The sequence below is a fragment of the Novosphingobium ovatum genome (genome assembly GCF_009909235.1).
Lineage (GTDB): Bacteria > Pseudomonadota > Alphaproteobacteria > Sphingomonadales > Sphingomonadaceae > Novosphingobium > Novosphingobium ovatum.
In genome coordinates, this window is sequence record NZ_JAAAPO010000003.1 from 501,295 (window position 1) to 522,477 (window position 21,183).

General features: G+C 64.5%; 14 protein-coding genes. 7 read left to right on the forward strand and 7 right to left on the reverse strand.

Annotation, left to right across the window (positions count from 1 at the left end; genetic code table 11):
* Nucleotides 1-225 precede the first annotated feature (225 nt).
* From GTZ99_RS09950 to GTZ99_RS09970, 5 genes are all read left to right on the forward strand, one after another.
* Nucleotides 226-1,731, forward strand: coding sequence for a DcaP family trimeric outer membrane transporter (locus GTZ99_RS09950; protein WP_161718336.1), 1,506 nt, complete (start codon nt 226-228; stop codon nt 1,729-1,731).
* Between the two features lie 58 nt (nt 1,732-1,789).
* Nucleotides 1,790-3,457, forward strand: a complete 1,668-nt coding sequence (locus GTZ99_RS09955) for an MFS transporter (protein WP_161718338.1) — start codon at nt 1,790-1,792, stop codon at nt 3,455-3,457.
* 113 nt (nt 3,458-3,570) lie between these two features.
* Complete coding sequence (locus tag GTZ99_RS09960) at nt 3,571-4,101, forward strand: GNAT family N-acetyltransferase (protein WP_161718340.1); 531 nt, start codon at nt 3,571-3,573, stop codon at nt 4,099-4,101.
* A 103-nt stretch (nt 4,102-4,204) separates the two neighbouring features.
* Nucleotides 4,205-6,109, forward strand: a complete 1,905-nt coding sequence (locus tag GTZ99_RS09965) for an AMP-binding protein (protein WP_161718342.1) — start codon at nt 4,205-4,207, stop codon at nt 6,107-6,109.
* A 297-nt stretch (nt 6,110-6,406) separates the two neighbouring features.
* Nucleotides 6,407-8,797, forward strand: a complete 2,391-nt coding sequence (locus GTZ99_RS09970; RefSeq protein ID WP_161718344.1) for a TonB-dependent receptor plug domain-containing protein — start codon at nt 6,407-6,409, stop codon at nt 8,795-8,797.
* A gap of 120 nt (nt 8,798-8,917) precedes the next feature.
* Here the strand turns inward: GTZ99_RS09970 and GTZ99_RS09975 are convergent, their stop codons facing one another.
* The 5 genes from GTZ99_RS09975 to typA all read right to left on the reverse strand — a co-directional run bounded on the left by GTZ99_RS09975 (nt 8,918) and on the right by typA (nt 14,274).
* Nucleotides 8,918-9,541: a DUF4402 domain-containing protein gene (locus GTZ99_RS09975; RefSeq protein WP_161718346.1), complete on the reverse strand. Its 624-nt coding sequence runs from the start codon at nt 9,539-9,541 to the stop codon at nt 8,918-8,920.
* Between the two features lie 330 nt (nt 9,542-9,871).
* Nucleotides 9,872-10,420: a DUF4402 domain-containing protein gene (locus GTZ99_RS09980; protein WP_161718348.1), complete on the reverse strand. Its 549-nt coding sequence runs from the start codon at nt 10,418-10,420 to the stop codon at nt 9,872-9,874.
* A 167-nt stretch (nt 10,421-10,587) separates the two neighbouring features.
* On the reverse strand, nt 10,588-11,181 hold the full coding sequence (locus tag GTZ99_RS09985) for a DUF4402 domain-containing protein (protein WP_161718350.1): 594 nt from the start codon (nt 11,179-11,181) through the stop codon (nt 10,588-10,590).
* A gap of 464 nt (nt 11,182-11,645) precedes the next feature.
* Nucleotides 11,646-12,254 carry a hypothetical protein gene (locus GTZ99_RS09990; RefSeq protein ID WP_161718352.1) on the reverse strand — a complete coding sequence of 203 codons (609 nt, stop codon included), beginning with the start codon at nt 12,252-12,254 and terminating at the stop codon, nt 11,646-11,648.
* A 172-nt stretch (nt 12,255-12,426) separates the two neighbouring features.
* Nucleotides 12,427-14,274 (reverse strand): translational GTPase TypA, encoded by a 1,848-nt coding sequence (gene typA / locus GTZ99_RS09995; RefSeq protein ID WP_455233736.1) that lies wholly within the window; start codon nt 14,272-14,274, stop codon nt 12,427-12,429.
* Nucleotides 14,275-14,621: 347 nt separating this feature from the next.
* Here typA and GTZ99_RS10000 point away from each other — a divergent pair, with 347 nt between their 5' ends.
* The gene (locus GTZ99_RS10000; RefSeq protein WP_161718354.1) at nt 14,622-17,171 is read left to right on the forward strand and encodes a TonB-dependent receptor; all 2,550 of its coding nucleotides are present in this window, start codon (nt 14,622-14,624) and stop codon (nt 17,169-17,171) included.
* Nucleotides 17,172-17,362: 191 nt separating this feature from the next.
* On the forward strand, nt 17,363-17,785 hold the full coding sequence (locus GTZ99_RS10005) for a DUF805 domain-containing protein (protein ID WP_161718356.1): 423 nt from the start codon (nt 17,363-17,365) through the stop codon (nt 17,783-17,785).
* A gap of 67 nt (nt 17,786-17,852) precedes the next feature.
* Here GTZ99_RS10005 and GTZ99_RS10010 read toward each other — a convergent pair whose 3' ends face one another.
* Both GTZ99_RS10010 and GTZ99_RS10015 read right to left on the reverse strand, forming a co-directional pair.
* Nucleotides 17,853-20,417 (reverse strand): ABC transporter permease, encoded by a 2,565-nt coding sequence (locus GTZ99_RS10010; RefSeq protein ID WP_161718358.1) that lies wholly within the window; start codon nt 20,415-20,417, stop codon nt 17,853-17,855.
* Nucleotides 20,414-21,169 (reverse strand): ABC transporter ATP-binding protein, encoded by a 756-nt coding sequence (locus GTZ99_RS10015; RefSeq protein ID WP_161718360.1) that lies wholly within the window; start codon nt 21,167-21,169, stop codon nt 20,414-20,416. Before GTZ99_RS10015 ends, GTZ99_RS10010 begins: the two co-directional genes overlap by 4 nt.
* Between the last annotated feature and the right edge of the window lie 14 nt (nt 21,170-21,183).

Here is a 21,183-nt window from a genome sequence, read left to right on the forward strand (position 1 = left end):
CTGGGCGGCAATGCCGTCCGCGCCTATCCTGCAAAATGACCTGCCGTTTGTGGCCGGATCGACCCGTTTTGTCCGGCGGCAAATCTATCCCTGCGCCCGGCCACCTGAAAGCCCCGACCAAGGTCTTATGCGGACGACGAAGGTCGGGATGGTTCACGGGCGGGGCGGGGCGCATCTTTGACCCTGCCCATGAATGCGAAAAGCGTCAGGCTCAAGGAGAGGAATATGCGTCACAGCATCAAGATCGCCACCGGGCTGTTGATGGCCGCCAGTGCGCTGGCCACCCCCGGTATCGCCCATGCCGCCGCGAAAAAGGCGCATCACAAGCCCAGCGCCACCGCCGCGCGTGAGGCAGCGCTGATGGCCCGGATCGAGAAGCTGGAGGCGATGGTCACCCAGTTGCAGGCCGGCCAGACCGCCGCCGCCCAGACCCGCTCCGCCGAGGCCGCCGCCACCGCGCAGGCCGCCGCCGCCGCCCAGGCGCAGGCAGCGCAAGCCCTGGCCGCGGCACAGGCCGCCAGCGTCAAGGCCAGCGCCGCCGACACCCGCGTTGCCGCCGTTGAGCGCAAGCCTGCGCCCGAGGGCATGCGTTCGGGCGCCACCACGATCAAGATCGGCGGCTTCCTGAAGCTGACGGCTGCCAACAGCAATTACGATGGCGGCACCGTCACCACCAACACGCTGGGCCGCGATTTCTATCTGCCGCAGACCATCCCTGTGGTCACCCCCACCAGCCGCTCGACCAGCGCCACCGATTTCTCGGCCAAGCAGACGCGCCTGTGGCTCAATCTGGACACTACTGTCGCCGGCCACAGCCTCAAGGGCTATGTCGAGACCGACTTCCAGACCACCGCCAGCGCGGTGCAAAGCGTCACCGGCGGCGGCTCGCAGCGGACCACCAATGGCTATACGCTGGCGCTGCGCCGCGCCTATGTCCAGCTGGACAAGTGGACCTTTGGTCAGGACTGGACGACCTTCCAATATACCGCCGCCCTGCCGGAATCGACCGACTTTGTCGGCGCGACCGAAGGCACGATCTTTGTCCGTCAGCCGCAGATCCGTTACAGCACCAAGGCGGGCAAGGGCGTGATGCTGCATATCGCGGCCGAAAACCCCGAAAGCGCGACCGCCACGGCGGGCAGCGCCACGCTGGCCGAGAATGGCACCGACCGTCTGCCCGATTTCACCGCCCGCGTTGTGCTGACCGGCAAGAATTCGGAACTGTCGGTGGCCGGGCTGGTGCGTCAGGTGCGGGTGGAAAATGGCGGCGTGGGCGTGTCGACCACCGGCATGGGTGTGTCGGCCGCGGGCAAGATTTTCCTGAACAGTGCCAAGACCGCCGATCTGCGCTTCATGATGACCTATGGTCAGAACATCAGCCGCTATGTCGGCCTGAACTTTGCGCCTGACGCGGTGCTGCTGCCGGCCAGCAACACGCTGGCCGATGTCAATGTGTTTGCCTCGCTGGTGGCGTTGCGGGTGGGGCTGACGCCCACGGTACGCATGAACGTCATGGGCTCGATGCAGAAGGTCAGCTATGACGGCACACTGACCGCCGCCAGCATTGCCGCCTATAACAAGAAGGCGTGGAGCGCGGCCGTCAACCTGTTCTACTCGCCGGTCAAGCCGTTGGATATCGGCATCGAATACCGCCACGGCGTGCGCGAACTGGCAAATGGTACCAGCGGCGCGCTGGACCGGATCGAGTTTGCCGCCAAGTATAATTTCTGATTTCATCCCAAAAGAAAACCGGGCCGCACAAGAGCCCATAACCCCTGGAGAGTGTGCCATGGCATCGTCTTACGACTCCTTGCCCAAGCATCACACGGCCACCCATGACGAGAAGCTGGTGATCACCGCCAGCTCGCTCGGCACGGTGTTCGAGTGGTATGACTTCTACCTCTACGGCCTGCTGGCCACCTTTATCGCCAAGGTGTTCTTTTCCGGCGTGAATGAAACCACCGGCTTCATTCTGGCGCTGGCGGCGTTTGCGGCCGGTTTTGTGGTGCGTCCGTTTGGCGCGCTGGTGTTTGGCCGGATCGGCGATCTGGTCGGGCGCAAGAACACCTTCCTTGTCACCATGGGCATCATGGGCCTGTCGACCTTTGCCGTGGGCCTGCTGCCCGGGTATGAGACGATGGGCATCGCCTCGCCGATCATTCTGGTGACCTTGCGCATTTTGCAGGGTCTGGCGCTGGGCGGTGAATATGGCGGCGCTGCCACCTATGTCGCCGAACACGCTCCCGACAACAAGCGCGGCCTCTATACCAGCTTCATCCAGATCACGGCCACCTTTGGCCTGTTCGCGGCGCTGTTGGTGGTGATCGGTTTCCGCACCGGCATCGGCGAGGAAGCCTTTGCCGCCTGGGGCTGGCGTCTGCCGTTCCTGGTGTCGATCATCCTGCTGGGCGTGTCGATGTGGATCCGCCTGCAACTGAACGAAAGCCCCGTCTATCAGAAGATGAAGGACGAAGGCACCACCTCGAAGGCCCCGCTGACCGAAGCCTTCGGCCAGTGGAAGAACCTGAAGTTCGTGCTGATCTGCCTGTTTGGCGCCGGCATGGGTCAGGCGGTCGTGTGGTACACCGGCCAGTTCTACGCCATGTTCTATCTGGAAAAGATCCTGAAGGTTGATGGCGTTACCACCAACATCCTGATCGCCATCGCGCTGGCGCTGGGCACGCCGTTCTTCGTCTTCTTTGGCTGGCTGTCGGACCGTATCGGGCGCAAGTACATCATTCTGGGCGGCTGTCTGCTGGGCGCGGTCAGCTATTTCCCGGCCTTCCATGCGCTCTCGGATGCGGCCAACCCCGCGCTCTCGGCCGCTGTGGCCAAGGCGCCGGTGACGGTCATCGCCAATGCGGGTGAATGCTCGGTCCAGTTCGACCCTGTGGGCAAGAACAAGTTCGACACCACCAGCTGCGACATCGCCAAGGCCTATCTGGCCAAGAACGGCATCGACTATCGCAATGAATCGGCCCCTGCGGGCACGCTGGCGACGATCTCGATCGGTGGCACCACGCTGACCGCGCCCGATCCGGCGATGGTCACCGGCAAGGACCGCGCCGCCGCGATCAAGGCCTATGGCGAGGACGTCAAGAAGGCCCTGACCGCCGCCGGCTATCCGGCCAAGGCCGACATGGCCCAGATGAACAAGCCGATGGTCATCGCCATCCTGTTCTACCTCGTGATCCTGGTGACGATGGTCTATGGCCCGATCGCCGCGATGCTGGTCGAACTGTTCCCCAGCCGGATCCGCTACACCTCGATGTCGCTGCCCTATCACATTGCCAATGGCTGGTTCGGCGGCCTGCTGCCCACCATCGCCTTTGCCATGGTGGCGGCCACCGGCGACATCTATTACGGTCTTTGGTACCCGATCCTGATCGCTTCGGTGACGGTGGTGGTGGGGCTGTTGTTCCTGCCTGAAACCTTCCGTCGCAGCATTGACGACTAATCCCTGAATACCCCGCCGCGCCCCAGATTTCGGCCATTCTTGGCCCAGATCAAGGCGCGGCGGTTTTGTTTGGCGCATGGGGCCGCCAGCATACATGCGATGGAGTTTTCCTCATGACTTCCGATACCGCTTCCGCCGCCCAGATGATCGCGCTGGCCACCCGTTCGGGGCTGGTGATCGACGCCCGCCCCGCCACCGAGGCGGACGAGCCGGCGCTCTCGGCCTTTTTTGACAAGGTGTCGGACGAGGACCGCCGTTTCCGTTTCTTTGCCGCTGGTGAGCATGTCAGCCACGAACAGCTGGACCCGCTGCTGCATGCCGATCACTTCCGTTCGGAAAGCTTTATCGGCTTTGACCGGGCCAGCGGTGAACTGGTCGCCTCGGGCCTGCTGGCCTGTGACGGGCGGCTGGACACGGCCGAGGTCGCCGTTTCCGTGCGCGCCGATTTCCGTGGGCAGGGCGTGGGCTGGGCGATGCTGGACCTGCTGGCGCGTGAGGCCGAGCGCCGGGGCGTGCGCCGCGTGATCTCGATCGAAAGCCGCGACAACCACGCCGCGATCGAACTGGAGCGCGAAAAGGGCTTTACCCCCGAAGGGTTTGACGGCGATCCCACGCTGGTGATCCTGTCCAAGACGTTTCGTTGATCTGACACCGGCCCCCGCCGCGCCGAAAACGGGCGGGGGCCGACCGACCCTTTGCCGGGACGCATAAGAACGACCGCCCGGCGCAAACCGCATGAGGATGGCGATGAGTGAGGCATACGCGCGCAGCTTTGAAGCGAGCATCAGCGACCGCGAGGGGTTCTGGATGCAGGCGGCTCAGGCGGTGGACTGGGTGCAATCGCCCAGCTGCGCGTATGATCCGGCCGGGGCCGATGGGCGCGGCTGGTTTCCCGGCGCAACGCTGAACACGGCCCATAACTGCATCGACCGCCATGTCGAGGCCGGGCGCGGCGCAACGCAGGCGCTGATCTACGACAGCCCCGTGACCGACACCGTGCAGACCTGGACCTATGCCCAATTGCAGGCAGAGGTGGGGCGCGTGGCCGCCATGCTGGCGCGGCTGAATGTGGCGCGCGGCGACCGGGTGATCATCTATATGCCGATGATCCCGCAGACGGTGTTTGCCATGCTGGCCTGTGCGCGGCTGGGGGCGGTGCATTCGGTGGTGTTTGGCGGCTTTGCCCCGCTGGAACTGGCCAAGCGGATTGATGACGCCACCCCGCGCATCGTGCTGACCGCCAGTTGCGGGATCGAGGGCGCGCGCACCATCGCGTACAAGCCCATGGTGGACGAGGCATTGGCGCTGGCCCAGCATCAGCCCGACCATGTGGTCCTGTTCCAGCGCGAGCGTTTGTCCGGCGAACTGACCGCTCCGCGCGACATCGACTGGATGGCGCTGCATGGCCAATGCGCCGCTGATCCCGTCCCCCCGGCGGCGGAGATGGCGGCCGATGATCCGCTGTATATTCTCTATACCAGCGGCACCACCGGCACGCCCAAGGGCGTTGTGCGCGAAAACGGCGGTCATGCCGTGGCGCTGACATGGAGCATGGCCAATATCTATGGCATCGGGCAGGGCGATGTGTTCTGGGCCGCGTCCGATGTGGGCTGGGTGGTGGGCCACTCGTATATTGTTTACGCCCCGCTGCTGGTGGGGGCGACCACCGTCTTGTTCGAGGGCAAGCCGGTCGGCACGCCTGACGCGGGCACCTTCTGGCGGGTGATGAGCCGCCATGGGGTCAAGGCGTTCTTTACCGCGCCCACCGCCATCCGCGCCGTGCGCAAGGAGGACCCCGATGCACATTTCCTGCGCCAGATTGGCACGGGGGAATGCCGGGTGATCTTTCTGGCGGGGGAGCGCGCCGATCCCGACACCATCGCCTGGGCCGAGGGGATGACCGGCCTGCCTGTCATCGACCATTGGTGGCAGACCGAACTGGGCTGGCCGGGGGTGGCGACCTGCTATGCGCTGGGCGACACGCGGCGGCGGCGGGGCAGCGCGGGCTTTCCGGTGCCGGGCTATGAATTCGCCATTCTGGGCGATGATGGCAAACCGCTGGGGCGTGAGGCTTCGGGCTTTGTCGCGGTGCGCGAGCCCTTGCCGCCCGGCGCCTTCCGCACATTGTGGAACAACAAGGCGGGCTGGGAAAAGAATTTTGCCGCTTTCCCCGGTTGGTACGAGACGGGCGATGCCGGGTTCATCGACGCCGACGGGTTCATCCACATCATGGGCCGCACCGATGACATCATCAATGTGGCCGGGCACCGCCTGTCCACCGGCCAGATGGAGCAGATCGTCGCCGCGCAGGACGGCATTGCCGAATGCGCGGTGATCGGCGCGGATGACGCGATCAAGGGCATGGTGCCGATCGCCTTTGTCGTGCCGCGCGCTGGCGCGGAAAATGACCCCACCACGGCCAAGCGGGTGATCGCGGCCGTGCGGGCCGAACTGGGCGCGGTGGCGGCGCTGAAGACCGCGCATGTGGTTCAGGCCCTGCCCAAGACGCGATCGGGCAAGATCTTGCGCAACCTGTTGCGCAAGATCGCCAATGGCGAGGCATGGACCGTGCCGCCGACCATTGACGATCCCAGCCTACCTGCCGCGATTGCCGCGGTGATGGCGCAGGACGCGGCCCACATGCCGGGGTGATAAGGGCCTGATCCACCGGGCCATAAGGCGGTCTGCGCGATGCCCTGCGCTCCCCACAGGCCGCAGGGGCATGGGCGCGATCGTGGGGTGCGGCAACAACAGCCGGATGGTGCGGGAGCCTGTCCGGCTGTTGTTGTGTCTGCCGCGGGTGGCCGGGCTGTTGCTGCATCGCAACAGAATGTTCGGAAATAGAAACACTTGTGTCAGTGAAGGGCAAAGTTTATTGTCTACCGCACAGGTAGAGCGCAATGTCGGCCCAACGCAGGGGCTTCCCTACCTGCGACAAATGAGGTCGTCATGTCTCCTATTCGTCAGATTTCGCTGGTTTCGGCCAGCCTGTTGGCTGTTGCCATCGCCGTTCCCGCCTTTGCCGCTGATGCCGCGCCCGCGCCCGGTGATATCGTCGTTACCGGCAGCCGCGCCGCCGCCCGGTCCAAGCTGGACACGGCCGTGCCGGTCGATGTTGTCTCGGCAGCTTCGCTCTCGCGGCAGGGGACGCCCGAACTGGCCACGGCGCTGGCCAATGTCACTCCCTCGATCGATTTCCCGCGCCCTTCGGCCAATGATGGCACCGATGCCATCCGCCCTGCGACGTTGCGCGGCCTCTCGCCCGATCAGACGCTGGTGCTGATCAATGGCGTGCGCGGGCATAGCTCGGCCTATCTGAACGTCAACGGCACGGTCGGGCGCGGTTCGGCCGCGGTCGATCTGAACACCATCCCCACCGCCGCGCTGGAAACGGTTGAGGTGCTGCGCGATGGGGCGGCGGCGCAATATGGGTCTGACGCGATCGCGGGCGTGGTCAACCTGCGCCTGCGCGCGGCCGATCATGGCGGTGGGCTGACCGTCACGGGCGGGGTGCATGCCACCAATTACACCGCCGCGCGCGGGTCGCACAGCCGCGTGGGTGAGCCGGTCTATCAGGTGTCGGGCTGGCAGGGGATGAAGCTGCTGGGCGATGGTTACCTGACGCTGTCGGGGGAATATGTCCACCGTTCGCCCACCAACCGCGCCGATCTGGACCCGCGCGTGACGCCCAATGCGGTGATCGCCCGCTTTGGCGACCCAGAGGTTGATTCCTATTCCGCCTATGCCAATTTCGGCAAGCCGCTGGAAAGTGGCGCGCAGATCTATGGCTGGGCCGGGTGGCAGTACCGCAAGAGCCAGTCGGCGGCCTTCCCCCGTCTGGCCAGCGCGATGTCGGCGGTGGGGCTGAGCACGCTCTACCCCAACGGTTTCCTGCCGCTGATCGAAAGCCGCTCGAAGGATTTTACCACCGCGCTGGGCATCAAGGGTGAGCAGTTCGGCTGGGCCATGGATCTCAAGGCCAGCTATGGCCGCAATGTCATTTCGCTGCGCACGCGCAATTCGGCCAATTACACCTATGGCGCGGCGACCCAGACCAGTTTCTATGACGGCGAGTTGTCCTATGGCCAGTTGACCGCCGGGCTGGACGCATCGCGCAAGTTTGACTTGGGCCAGGGGCTGAACGTGGCGTGGGGCGCGGAATTCCGCCGCGAAACCTATGGCATCAAGGCGGGCGAGGCGGCCTCGTATGACTATGGTACGGCCTATCCGACCCAGACGCCGGGCGCGCAGGGCTTTGGCGGGTTTTCGCCGCGCAATGTGGTGAATGCCAACCGCACCGCGTTGTCGGCCTATCTGGATCTGGAACTTCGCCCGGTGCAGGCGCTGTTGCTGGGGGCCGCGGGGCGGTTTGAACATTACGCCGACTTTGGCGATACCGCCAATGGCAAGCTGTCGGCGCGTTATGACATCGCGCCCGCGCTGGCGCTGCGTGGGTCGGTGTCGACGGGCTTCCGCGCGCCTTCGCTGCAGCAGCAGTATTACACCTCGATCAGCTCGGTCGTGACCAGCGGCGTGGTGCAGCTGACCGGCACGTTCCCTTCGGTCAGCGCGGTGGGTACGGCGCTGGGCGGCGTGGCGCTGCGCCCGGAAAAGTCGGTGAACTTCTCGGCCGGGACGGTGGTGCGTCTGGGCGGGCTGGACATCACGGTCGATGGCTATCTGATCAAGGTGCGTGACGCGCTGGCCTTGTCGGAAAACATCGCGGCCAGCTTCAGCTCGCAGGTGTCCACTCTGCTGGCCAGCACCGGCACGGGGGCGCAGGCGGCGCGCTTCTTCATCAACGGTCTGCATGTCACCACGCAGGGCATTGATGTTGTGGCCCATTACAAGCTGAAGGAAACGCCGGTCGGCACCTTTGACTTTACCCTGTCGGGCAATGTCAACAAGGTGACCGTGGATTCGGTGCCTACCAACACCGCCGTTGCGCTGACCCCCACGCCCACCCTGTTTGCCCGCAGCCGCATCGGCGCGATCCAGCAGGGCACGCCGGGGGAAAAGATCGTCGGCTCGGTGGACTGGAGCCATGGGGCGGTCTCGGCCACGGCGCGGGTCAGCTATTACGGCAATGTCACCGTGGTGGGCAGCGCGGCGGCCAGCGACTATCGCACGGGCCGTCATGCGGTGACCGATCTGGAAGTGCGTTTCGCGCCCAAGGGCAGCGGGTTCAATTTCGCGCTGGGCGCCAACAATCTGCTGGATGTCTATCCCGATGCAACGCCGGCCTCGCTGAACAGCAATGGCGTGGTGGCTTTCCCCTATTACTCGCCGTTTGGGTATAACGGGCGCTATCTCTACGCCCGCGTTGGCGTGAAGTGGTAAGCTGATCCCCTGATCCCCGGTGGCCGTTCTGGCCGCCGGGACGGGGTGCTAAAAAGGGGCGCTCTTCTGGTCCAGAAGAACGCCCCTTTCCCTTGCGACCGCGCCAGGGATCCAGATCGGTCAGTTATAGCTGACCATCGCTGAATAGCTGCCGGTGTAGACACCGGGGGTAATTGTCGAGGGCACCGTCAACGTGCCGCCCACGGTAAAGCTGCCGTTGCCGCTGCCGCTGAGCGTGGCATTCAGACGCGAGGGCGTGGTGGTAAAGCTCATCGAGCGCGAGCCGCGCGTCACCGTGCCGCTGGTGGTGGCAATGGCAAAGGCGCGGTTGGGATCGCCCGTCACGCGGAACGAGTCCGCCGTGGTGGACGATCCGGGGACGAAGCGCACGCCAGAGGTCGCCGTGCCGCTGCCCGAGGTGCTGACGACCACCGTGCCGCCGGTGCCCACCGTGAACTTGCCAAACGAGAGCGCTGCGCTGCCCGAGGACGAGGAGGACGAGCCGTGGTGGTCATCATCATCGTCATCATCGTCATCATCTTCATGGCCTTCGCCGCTGCTGCTGCCATGGATCAGGCGGATCGGCTTGACCACCTGAGCGGTCGACGCGCCTGCCTTGGTGCTGGTGTTGCCGCTGGCGGCCAGCGCGCTGTGGGGCGCGGCCAGCAGGGCAATGGCGGTCAGCAACAGGGCCAGCGTAGCGGGCTGGGCAGGGTGACGAGCGAGGGCGGTGGTCGTTTCCATGCCCGGAGAACTACGGGTAACACTGTTTAACGAGTGGTAAGGGGGCTGGCTAACAACAGGTTAACGGCCCGGTAACGCGCAACAGCCGCAGAAATCCGGGCTTTTTGCCTGTAAAAAATCTGCAATCATCGGCAAAAGCCTGTGTGCGGCGCGGGAAAATGCCCATTCTGAACGCAGAGAAGTGTTAACGCGATTCCGCTACCTTGCATTAAGCATGGCAGGCAAAAGCCTGAATAATGTGCGAAAAATGGCAAAATGGGCGCCAACCAGCCGGTCGACGCCCCACAGGCGGCACGCTGGCCGCCCGCCCCCAAACAGGGGATGCTGTGTTCAGTTATAGGTCAACAGCGCGGCATAGCTGCCGCTATAGACGCCCGGCGCGATCTGGGCGGGCACTTCCAGCGTGCCGCCGACGGTAAAGGTATCGCGCCCCAGAATGTTCAACGTCCCGGCGGATTTGGACGGGGTGGTGGTAAAGCTCATGCTGTAGTTGCCGTAAGTGACGGTGCCGCTGGTGGTGGCCACGGTATAGGCACGCTGGGCATCGCCGGTGATCGAGAACACATCGGCGCTGACCGAGGAATCGCTGACGAATTGCACATCGCCCGCCACCGACCCGCTGCTGCCGGTCGAGACCGTGACATGGCCGCCGCCGCTGCCGGTGGTGAACTTGCCAAAGGAGAGCGTGGCCGAGGCAACTGATTGGGTGGTGCTGGCCGCGGCCATCAGCCCGGTGGCGATGCGGCCGTGGATCAGGGTGACGGGGCTGACCACCCGCGCCGTGGCATCGCCCGACCGGGCAGAGGCATTGCCGCCCGCGTGGGCCGTGCCGGCAACCGCCGTGCACAATAGCGCGGCGGTGATCATCAGGCGCCGCATGGGTGAGCGGCAGGGGGAGAGGGGAAACTGGACCATGCCCGCCATTGTGCGGGCTTGGGTTTGCGATGGTCTTCAGTAATGCGCTAAACGGGCGTTAAGGCATTGCGTGGATTGGGTTTTGCGTCAGGCGCAGAATGACGTTAGCGCCGCGTTTACCATGGCAAGGCTCAGTTATAGGCGACCATGGCCGAATAGCTGCCGGTGTAGACGCCCGGTGCGATTGCCGCCGGGACAGTCAGCGTGCCGCCCACGGTAAAGCTGCCCGCGCCCGCGTTGCTCAACGTGCCGCTGAGCGCCGAAGGGCTGGTCGAAAAGCTCATCGAGGCGCTGCCGCGCGTGACCGTGCCGCTGGTCGTGGCGATCGAGAAAGCGCGCGAAGGGTCGCCTGTCACCTGGAATTCATCCTCGCTGACCGAGGAGCCGGGGACAAAGCGCGTGTCGCCGCCCGTGCTGCCCGACCCGCTGGCGCTGACTGTGACCGTGCCGCCGGCGGGGCCTGCGGTGAACTTGCCAAAGGACAGTTCGGCATTGCCAGAGGCGCGGCTGCGCCCGTTGCTGGCGATGGCGCTGACCACCGCGCCGTGGTTGCGGGCGTGGTACAGGGTGATGGGCGCGATGACCTCTGACACCGCAACGCCAGCCTTGGTGGCGGAGGGTTGGGCGGCCTGCGCAACCGATGGCGCAACGCTCAGCAACAGCGCGGCCATGCCGGACAGATGCGGCAGGCGGGGGAGGGCGGAACGGAAAAGCGCAGGCGTCATATACGTTGTTATACGGATGCGCGGTTTCGCGTTTGCCAAACCAAATGCTTAATGCCGGGTAAACTGCGATCCTGCGCGGATACCCTTGGCGCGCGTGGGCGGCCAAGGGGCGCGTGGCAAAGGCGGGCATGTCAGGCCGGCGCTGGGGCGCCCTGTGCCGGGGGCTGTGTGGCGGCCCCCTGTCAGAGCTTTGGCTCTGCCCCGATGCGAATGGCCGGCGGGCGTGAGCAGTCTGACCGGCGCGACCCTGTGGCAGATCGGCGGGCGGGCGCGCGGGCCTCGCTGTGGGGCGCCTGCCGGGGTGTGCCGTCTGCGGTTACGGGCGCGGTGTGGGGGGGTGAAGCTCTGCCCCCACGGCCACCAGCGCCGACCTGTCACCCCACCACCTGCCTGTGCGCGTGGGGCATGGCGGAGGATGGCATGGGGTGTACCGCAGGGGGCGGGGTGTAGGACAGGGGTTTTGTTTATAGTGCTAAGCGCGATCGGCAAAGTAAGGAGAATGACGTGAATGAATCGTATAAATCGGTGCATCCTTCGTTTATTGTTTTTATTTTTTCATAAACGTCTTTATTTACCTGCCATTCATCGAAATCTTGAGGGATGATGGAAAGTCTATCTCCGCGATGTGTTGAGTTAGCATTGTAAGAAATGAGTATTGAAAGCGCCTTTGCCTTGATTTTTATTTTGTTCCAATGCTCTTGAATAATTATGTCAGAGAAAGTGTCATATGGTCCGTGCATGTGAGCAATATATCCTATAGGATATGTTTCTTCACTTTTAAAACTAGATTTGAAATCGTGGTCTTTTAAAAAATCTAAAAGCGATTGATCGAATGAATCGCATATTCTTTTAAAGAGTTCGATGTCTGCTGGGCTTGGGATTTTTTGATCCGAAATTTCCGCAAAGATCCAAGTAAGGGCTGCGGTGAAAATTAAAGCTGCTTTTGGTAAAGAAAATTCACCAAAATTGCCGAGTGGAATACCATTTATAACTGCGCCGACGAATGCAATACCTGCTAAAATTCGCCCTTTTGTGCTGGCTAATGCTTTTGTAATGGGATGAGGGATGTGCATTGGATGAAAATGTCATAAAATTTGTTCAGAGGGAAGTATCGGGATTGCAAACGGCCCCCGCCCTTTGCCCGCCGGAGGCATCTTTCCCCTTCCAAAACCCCAAACAAAAAAAAGCCGGACGGGGCATCCCCATCCGGCCTTTTTTGTGTCTCACGCAACTTTCGCGTCAGGCTCAGTCCTTTTTGCGGCTGGCCTTTTTGCGTTCGTTGGGGTCCAGGATCGCCTTGCGGATGCGGATGGACTTGGGGGTGACTTCGACCATTTCGTCGTCGTCGATATAGGCGATGGCCTGTTCCAGCGTCATCACCTTGGGCGGGGTCAGGCGGATGGCGTCGTCCTTGCCCGACGAGCGGAAGTTCGTCAGCTGCTTGGACTTCATCGGGTTGACCTCAAGGTCTTCCGGCTTGGCGTTTTCGCCGATGATCATGCCTTCGTACAGCGCTTCGCCCACGCCTACGAACAGGATGCCGCGCTCTTCCAGCGGGCCAAGGGCATAGGCCACCGCTTCGCCGGTGCCGTTCGAGATCAGCACGCCGTTCTTGCGGCCTTCGATCTTGCCCTTGTGGGGGCCGTATTTGTCAAACAGGCGGTTCATGATGCCGGTGCCGCGCGTGTCGGACAGGAATTCGCCGTGGTAGCCGATCAGCCCGCGCGAGGGCGCGACAAAGCTGATGCGGGTCTTGCCACCGCCCGAGGGGCGCATGTCGGTCATCTCGCCCTTGCGGTTGGCCATCTTCTCGACGACGGTGCCGGCAAATTCCTCGTCCACGTCGACCAGAACGGTCTCATAGGGCTCGGTGCGGTTGCCGTCCTCGTCTTCGCCGAACAGCACGCGGGGGCGGCTAATGCCCAGCTCAAAGCCTTCGCGGCGCATGGTTTCGATCAGCACGCCCAGCTGCAATTCGCCACGGCCCGCCACTTCAAAGCTGTCCTTGTCGGCGCTTTCGGTGATCTTGATGGCGACGTTCGATTCCGCTTCGCGCTCCAGACGGTCGCGGATCATGCGGCTGGTGACCTTGCTGCCTTCGCGGCCGGCCATGGGCGAATCGTTCACCGCAAAACGCATCGAGAGCGTGGGCGGGTCGATCGGCTGGGCCTTGATCGGCACGGTCACTTCGGGGGCGGCGACCGTGTTGGCCACCGTTGCCACCGACAGACCGGCAAGGCTGATGATGTCGCCAGCGCGCGCTTCCTCGACCGGCACGCGGTCAAGGCCACGGAACGCCATCAGCTTGGAGGCGCGGCCGGTTTCGATCACATTGCCGTCCATGTCCAGCGCGCGGATCGGGTCGTTGACCTTGATGATGCCCGACTGGACGCGGCCGGTCAGCACGCGGCCCAGGAAGTTGTCGCGGTCCAGCAGCGTCGCCAGGAAGGTGAAGGGCGCGTCCACGTCCAGCGCGGGCGGCGGCACATGGTCGACGATCTTCTGGAACATCGGCTCCAGCGTGCCTTCGCGGCGGCTGGCATCGTCGCTGGCGTAACCATTACGGCCCGAGGCGAACAGGACCGGGAAGTCGAGCTGCTCATCGTCCGCGTCCAGCGACACGAACAGGTCGAACACTTCGTCCAGCACTTCCTGGATGCGCTGATCGGGGCGGTCGACCTTGTTCACCACGACGATCGGGCGCAGGCCCAGCGCCAGCGCCTTGCCGGTGACGAACTTGGTCTGCGGCATCGCGCCTTCCGAGCTGTCGACCAGCAGGATCACGCCATCGACCATGGAGAGGATGCGCTCCACCTCGCCGCCGAAGTCGGCGTGGCCGGGGGTGTCGACGATGTTGATGCGCACCGCCTGATCCGAACCCGGCGGCGTCCATTCCACCGAGGTCGGCTTGGCGAGGATGGTGATCCCGCGCTCTTTTTCCAGATCGTTGCTGTCCATCGCGCGCTCTTCGACGCGCTGGTTGTCGCGGAACGTGCCGGACTGGCGGAAAAGCTGGTCGACGAGGGTGGTTTTCCCGTGGTCAACGTGGGCGATGATCGCGATGTTACGCAGCGGCAGGGGCGCGGAGGACATGGTAAACTTCCGGTAAGAGGTTCTGGTCTATGCGGGCAGGCAGGGATCACCCATAGCTTTTGCACCGCAACATGGAGCCGCCCCTAGACCAGACCGCTGAATTGGGCAAGCGGTGGGCGGCATATGCAAGGCGCAAATCTGCGGGGGATTGCTGACAATAATGTCACAATTTGAGATTGAGCATGGTCGCTGCACGCCCTAACACATATGAAAATACCGTTTCGTGCGCCCAACAGGGGACTTTTGGCCGGGTCTGGGCAGGGGAACGGGACCAAAGGGGGACTATTGGGATGCTGAGGGATACGCTGAAATTGGCAGCTTCGCGCGCCGTGATGGTCCGCGCGGTTATGAGTGTTTGCTGTGCTTTGCCAGTGGGTTGGGTCGGGACGGCGCAGGCCGCCGACGCCGCTCCGGCCGCCGCCCCCGTGCCGGAATCGACCGGCAACGAGATCGTCGTGACCGCAACCAAGCGCGAACAGACGCTGCAACAGGTGCCCGTGGCCGTGTCGGTCACCACCGCGGCCGAGATCGCCCGCGCCCATGTGCGCGATATTAACGATTTATCGACTCTGGTGCCGTCCCTGCGGGTGTCCGAGCACCAATCGAGCGCCCAGACCGACTTCCTGATTCGCGGTTTTGGCAATGGCGCGAATAATGCCGGTATCGAACCCAGCGTGGGCGTGTTCATCGACGGCGTGTACCGCTCGCGCAGCGCCGCTCAGATCTCCGACTTTCCCGACATCCGCCGCGTCGAGGTGTTGCGCGGGCCGCAATCCACCCTGTTTGGCAAGAACGCCAGCGCGGGCGTGATCTCGGTCACCACCGCCGAGCCGCAGTTCAAGCACGGCGGGTCGTTGGAAGTGTCCTACGGCAATTACAACGCGCTGGTGATCAAGAGCACGATGACCGGGCCGTTGACCGACAATCTGGCCTTTTCGCTGGCCAGTGGGTACAACCGGCGCGATGGCGTGGTGCATGACGCGGGCAGCGGGCAGGACGTCAACGACCGCAAGCGCGGCTTTATGCGTGGCCAGTTGCTGTTCGCCCCGGCGGATGGCCCGCGCGTCCGACTGATCGCCGATTACAGCACGATCGATGAGAACTGCTGCGCGGTGGTCAACCTGCTCTCGTCCAGCACGACATCGGTGATCCGCGCGATCGGCGGCAAGGTGAACCCGACCAGCGATATCTATGGCGATGTCTATACCAATTTCGGCTCGATCAACCGTATCCGCGATTATGGCGTGTCGGCCCAGATTGACCACACCATCGCCGGGGTCAAGGTGACTTCGATCACCGCGTGGCGCAAGAACACCAATTACAACAATCAGGATTCCGACTTTACCAGCGCCGACCTGCTGTCGCGCAACATGGCGGACATCACCGACACCACCTTTACGCAGGAACTGCGCCTGTCGGCCAAGCTGAACGATCGGGCCAGCTTGTTGCTGGGAGCCTATTACTTCAACGAGAAGATCAGCCAGACCGGGCAGTTGCTGTATGGCTCGCAGATGCGCACCTATGCCGATCAGCTGATCCGCGGGGCCAGCAGCAACACGCTGAACGTCGCCCTGCTGGAGGGGACTTTTGGCGCGTTGGAAGGCAATCCGACCAAATACACCAACCGCTTTTTCGCCAGCGGCACCGGCCTGAACAAGGCCTATGCCATGAAGGACGAGAGCATTTCGGTGTTCGGCCAGATTGATTTCAAGCTGACCGACCGGCTGACCTTTACCGGCGGGTTGAACTATACAAAGGATTCTAAGCGGTTTTCGACCGGCACGGTGTCGTCGGACGCCTTTTCTGGGATCAACCTGAACGCGGCCGCCTATGCGCCGTTGCGTTATCAGTTGCTGTATGGCGGCGCGGTGGCGGCGGGGATGCCCACCACAACGGCCGCGGCCTATGCCAGCGCCAACATGAACAATGCGGCGGTCAACCCGCTGGCGGCGCTGCGCGCGTTGCAGTTCATGCCGCCCTTCCTGAACGTGCCCAATGCGGTGGAATCGGGCCGGGTCAGCGATGACAACCTCTCGTTCACGGCGCGTCTGGCCTATACCGTCTCGCCGCAGCTGAACATGTATGCCAGCATCGCGACCGGGTTCAAGGCGGCCTCGATCAACCTGTCGCGCGACAGCCGCCCGGCCTTGTCGGATTCGGCGGCGATTGCGGCGGGCGGTCTGGCGACGACCAACCTGCGCTATGTCGCTGGTGGTGGCCGCTATGCCCAGCCGGAAAAGTCGACCGTGTATGAGCTGGGGCTGAAGGGCAACTGGGGTCTGGCCTCGGTCAACATTGCGGCCTTTTATCAGCAGATCAAGGGCTTCCAGTCGAACATCTTTACTGGCACCGGCTTTGACCTGCTGAACGCGGACAAGGAATCGGTCTATGGTTTCGAGTTCGAGGGTCAGGTGCGTCCCACGCGCGAACTGACGCTGTCGCAATCGCTCACCTATCTGGTGCCCAAGTATGACAGCTTCACCAACTCGTCCTTTGGCAATGTGTCGGGGATGACGCCGGCGGGGATTGCGCCGCTCTCGATGACGCTGGCGGCGACCTGGGACCATGTGCTGCCCAATGGCCACCATGTGATCTTGCGCGGGGATTGGCATTATGAATCGCCGGTGCAAATTCAGGATGGCCTGCCCGGCTTTCTGTCGGCGGGCGTGTCGGCGGCGCTGAATGCCGCGCGGCCCTATCGCCGTACCGTCAGCCAGATCGACGCCTCGCTGTCGTGGAAGCTGAACAATGGGCTGGAATTTGCCGTGTGGGGCCGCAACCTGACGAATGACCGCTATATCTCGGTGGTGTTTGACAGCCCGGCACAGCAGGGGTCGATTTCGGGCTATGTCAACACGCCGCGCACCTATGGCGTGTCGGCCCTGTGGAAGTATTGAGCGGGCCAGATCGCGCGATCATCGGTTGAATACGAAGGGGGCGGGTCAAACCGCCCCCTTTTTCGTGCCCGCCGATTTGCCGATGTGGCAGAAATATTTGCCTTGTTCGGGCAAACGTGGTGTCCTGTGGCGATGGGCCGGGACGGGCGCGGGACGGCGCCCGGGCCATGTGCGTACAAGGGGGAATGTCCATGGAATTCATGTTGATGCCATACCGGCGCTATGCCGATTTTTCGGGCCGTTCGCGCCGCAAGGAATATTGGATGTTCGCGCTGTTTCAGGCGCTGGTGGCGGTGGTGATCATGGTGCTGATGGCCACGCAATTCCCTTGGAGCAATCCCGACAGCTTTGGCATTGACGGGCCCAGCCCGCTGATGATCCTGTTTGGCGGCTTGCTGGTGGTGTTCTGGCTGGGCTCGCTGGTGCCCAACATTGCCGTCACCGTCCGCCGCTTTCACGATCAGGACAAGAGCGGGTGGATGTATCTGTTGAACTTTGTCCCCTATGTCGGTGGTTTGGTGGTGTTTGTGTTCATGTGCCTGTCTGGCACGCGCGGGCCGAACCAGTATGGCGACGATCCGCTGGACGGCAATATGGCCGACGTTTTCGCCTGATCGCCGGCGGCGTGCAGGATGAAAGGGGCGGGCGCTGACCCGCCCCTTTTGCTTTACAATTCACGCCTTACAACTCACGCAGGGCGGCGGCGGGGCGGGTGCGCAACAGCGGCAATGACGCCCCCAGCGCAAAGCCCAGCACCAGCGCCAATCCAGCGCCCAGCACGCCCATGACGCGGCCCCATGCGGGCATGAAGTCAAAGCTGAACAGTTGCACCACGATCAGCCAGCCAAGGCCGCTGCCCACGCCCAGCGCCACCAGCGCCAGCACCAGCGCCAGCGCGCCATATTCGCCCAGCATCAGCCCCAGCAATTGCCCCCGGCTGGCGCCCAGCACGCGCAGGATGGTGTTGTCATACAACCGCGCCGCCCGCGCCGCCGCAATCGCCCCCAGTAACACCGCGATCCCCGCCAGCACCGCGATGCCTGCCGCGGCCAGAATGGCATCGCTCAATTGCGTCAACAGCCCCCGCGCATCGCGCAGCAGTGGCCCCACCTCGACCACGCTGCTGGTGGGGAATTGGCGAGTCAGCGCGCGCAACAGGCCGGGCGCGGGGGCGGCGGCACAGCCATCCCCGGCACAGCCCGCCACGCGCGGCAGGCTGATCGTGGCGGCATATTTGAACGGCGCATCGGCCAGCGCATTGGGCGAAAACACCAGCACATAGTTGAAGCCAAAACTCTGCCAGTCGATCCGCCGCAGATTGGCGATACGGGCGGTGCGCTCGGCGCCCAGCAGGCCGATGGTGATGGTGTCGCCCACCTTCATGCCGGTCGCTTCGGCCAGTTTGGCGTCGACCGACACCAGCGGTTCGCCGCTATAGCCGCGCGGCCACCACGCGCCCTGCGTCACCACATTGCCCTCGGGCAGGGTGTCGGCAAAGGTCAGGCCGCGCTCGCCCCGCAATTGCCATGCGTCCTGTGGAATGTCGGCCATGTCGGCCACCCGCGTCTGCCGCCCCGCCGGACCATAGGCCAGAATGGCCCCGCGCAGGGTTGGCACCATCGATACGCTGGCCCCCGGCGCCTGAGCCGCCACGGCGGCGCGAAACGCGCTTTGCGCGCCCGGTTGCAGGTCGATGGCGAAATAGTCGGGCGCTTTTTGCGGCACGCGGGCGGCGATATTGCCGTCCAGTGATGTCTGCACCACCGCCAGCACGACAAAGGCCGACAGGCCAAAGCCCAGCGCCGTCACCAGCCGCCCGGTCTGTGCGCCGGGGCGATAGAGATTGGCCAGCGCCATGCGCGCCAGCGGATGGGCCGGGCGCGGCAGACGCTGCGCCACCACGCGGATGCCCACGCCCAGCAGCGCCAACAGCCCCAGCAAGCCCGCCGCGCCGCCCAGAAACACCGCCGTCACCAGCGGCTGACTGGCGCCCGCAAAGGCCAGCGCGACAATGCCGCCCACGCCCAGCGCCACCGGCCACGCCGCCGTGCGCAAGCCTCCGGCCAGCGGCGCGACCTTTGCCCGGAACAGCGCCATCGCGGGGAAATCACGCGCCGCGGCCAGTGGCGGCGCGGCAAAGACCAGCGCCACCAGCAGGCCCCAAGCCGCCGCCCGCGCCAGCGCCCAGCCGTCCAGCATCAGCCCCGGGTCCATGGGTAACGCTCCCGCCATCATCCCGCCCGCCAGCGCGCGCAGCAACAGCGGCAACGCCGCCACGCCCGCCAACAGCCCCGCCAGACTGCCCACCAGCGCCGCCGCGCCGATTTGCAGGACATAGATGCGGGCGATGTCGGCGCTGGTCGCGCCCATGACCTTTAACGTGGCGATGGCCCCGCGCCGCGCCTCCAGATAGCTGGCCGTGCCGCCGCCGATGCCCAATCCGGCGATCATCAGCGCCGACAGGCCCACCAAAATCAGGAAATCGCCCATGCGCGCGACAAAAGTCTCGGCCCCCGGCGCGGCTTTGTCGCGGGTGCGGATGTCAAACCCGCCATCGGGGAACGCCTTGGTCAAGGCGTCCGCCGTGGCGGTGGCGTCGCAGGTGGCGGCGCAGGCGATGCGCACCCGGCTGCGATACATCGATCCCAGCGACAACAGCCCCGCCTGATCCGGAAAGGCCGCATCGACAATCACCGTCGGGCCCAGCGCAAAGCCTTCGCCCAGGCCATCGGGTTCGGCGCTGATGATGCCGCCCACGCGCAACGGGCGGCCCGCGATGGCGAATGTATCGCCCGTCTTCAGCCCCAACCGCGCGGCGGCCCCACTGGCGATCCACGCGCTGCCGGGGGCGGGGGCGCCCACGCTGCGCCCATCGGCCAAAGTCAGCCGCCCGACCAGCGGCCAATGCCCATCCACTGCCTTTAACTGCACCGGGGCCGATGTGTCGCCGTGGCTGGCCATGGCCTGCAACCGCCGCCCGTCCGACACCGTGCCGATCCGGGCAAAGGCGGCCTGTTCAGCGGCGGTGAAGGGGCGTTGCCACACCGTCACCTGCACGTCTCCGCCCAGAATGGCGCGCCCGCGCGATGACAGCCCGTCACGGATCGCCCCCGTCAGCGTGCCGATCGCGGCCAGCGCACCCACGCCCAGAAACAGGCACACCAGCAACAGCCGCAAGCCCCGGAACCGCGCCGACAGGTCTCGCCGGGCGATGCGCCATGCCGCGCCCCATGACAGGGCGCTCATGCCGCGTTGCCCGTCAGTGTGTCGCTGGCGTCTGTCAGGGTGTCGCTGGCGATGCGGCCATCGGCGATGCGGATGATGCGCTGGGCGCGTTGGGCCAGCGCTTCGTCATGGGTGATCAGGATCAGCGTGGCCCCGGTTTCGGCCCGCCGCGCCAACAGCAATTCGATCACCGCCTGCCCGGTCGCCGCGTCCAGATTGCCGGTCGGTTCATCGCCAAACAACAGCGTTGGGCGCGGGGCCAGCGCGCGGGCGATCGCCACGCGCTGTTGCTCGCCCCCCGACATTTGCGTGGGATAATGGCGCAACCGGTGGCCCAGACCCACCGCTTCCAGTTCGGCACGGGCGCGGGCGGCGGCATCGGGGATGCCCGCCAGTTCCATGGCCGTCATCACATTTTCCAGCGCGGTCATCGTGGGCAGCAGGTGAAACGCCTGTAACACCACGCCAATCCGCCCCCGCCGGGCGCGGGCCAGTGCGTCTTCGGACAGGGCGGAAAAATCCGCGCCCGCCACCATCAGGCTGCCGCCGCTGGCGCGTTCCAGCCCGGTCAGTACCGACATCAGGCTGCTTTTGCCCGAACCAGATGGCCCCAGCAGCGCCACCGTCTGCCCTGTTGGCACGTCCAGATCCACGCCCCGCAGGATCGGCGTGGCGCCCTCGCCACTGCCCAGCGTCAGGGTCAGCCCCCGCGCGTGGATGGCCAGATCGGCGGAGGTGGGGGCAGGCGCGCTCTTGTGCTGGGGCTGTGTCATGCCGATATGTATGG

What these genes read in the sequence shown, in the direction of transcription:
- GTZ99_RS09950 (WP_161718336.1), top strand. Translation starts at nt 226, where the DNA reads ATGCGTCACAGCATCAAGATCGCCACCGGGCTGTTGATGGCCGCCAGT.
- GTZ99_RS09955 (WP_161718338.1), top strand. Translation starts at nt 1,790, where the DNA reads ATGGCATCGTCTTACGACTCCTTGCCCAAGCATCACACGGCCACCCAT.
- GTZ99_RS09960 (WP_161718340.1), top strand. Translation starts at nt 3,571, where the DNA reads ATGACTTCCGATACCGCTTCCGCCGCCCAGATGATCGCGCTGGCCACC.
- GTZ99_RS09965 (WP_161718342.1), top strand. Translation starts at nt 4,205, where the DNA reads ATGAGTGAGGCATACGCGCGCAGCTTTGAAGCGAGCATCAGCGACCGC.
- GTZ99_RS09970 (WP_161718344.1), top strand. Translation starts at nt 6,407, where the DNA reads ATGTCTCCTATTCGTCAGATTTCGCTGGTTTCGGCCAGCCTGTTGGCT.
- GTZ99_RS09975 (WP_161718346.1), bottom strand. Translation starts at nt 9,541, where the DNA reads ATGGAAACGACCACCGCCCTCGCTCGTCACCCTGCCCAGCCCGCTACG.
- GTZ99_RS09980 (WP_161718348.1), bottom strand. Translation starts at nt 10,420, where the DNA reads ATGCGGCGCCTGATGATCACCGCCGCGCTATTGTGCACGGCGGTTGCC.
- GTZ99_RS09985 (WP_161718350.1), bottom strand. Translation starts at nt 11,181, where the DNA reads ATGACGCCTGCGCTTTTCCGTTCCGCCCTCCCCCGCCTGCCGCATCTG.
- GTZ99_RS09990 (WP_161718352.1), bottom strand. Translation starts at nt 12,254, where the DNA reads ATGCACATCCCTCATCCCATTACAAAAGCATTAGCCAGCACAAAAGGG.
- typA (WP_455233736.1), bottom strand. Translation starts at nt 14,274, where the DNA reads ATGTCCTCCGCGCCCCTGCCGCTGCGTAACATCGCGATCATCGCCCAC.
- GTZ99_RS10000 (WP_161718354.1), top strand. Translation starts at nt 14,622, where the DNA reads ATGAGTGTTTGCTGTGCTTTGCCAGTGGGTTGGGTCGGGACGGCGCAG.
- GTZ99_RS10005 (WP_161718356.1), top strand. Translation starts at nt 17,363, where the DNA reads ATGGAATTCATGTTGATGCCATACCGGCGCTATGCCGATTTTTCGGGC.
- GTZ99_RS10010 (WP_161718358.1), bottom strand. Translation starts at nt 20,417, where the DNA reads ATGAGCGCCCTGTCATGGGGCGCGGCATGGCGCATCGCCCGGCGAGAC.
- GTZ99_RS10015 (WP_161718360.1), bottom strand. Translation starts at nt 21,169, where the DNA reads ATGACACAGCCCCAGCACAAGAGCGCGCCTGCCCCCACCTCCGCCGAT.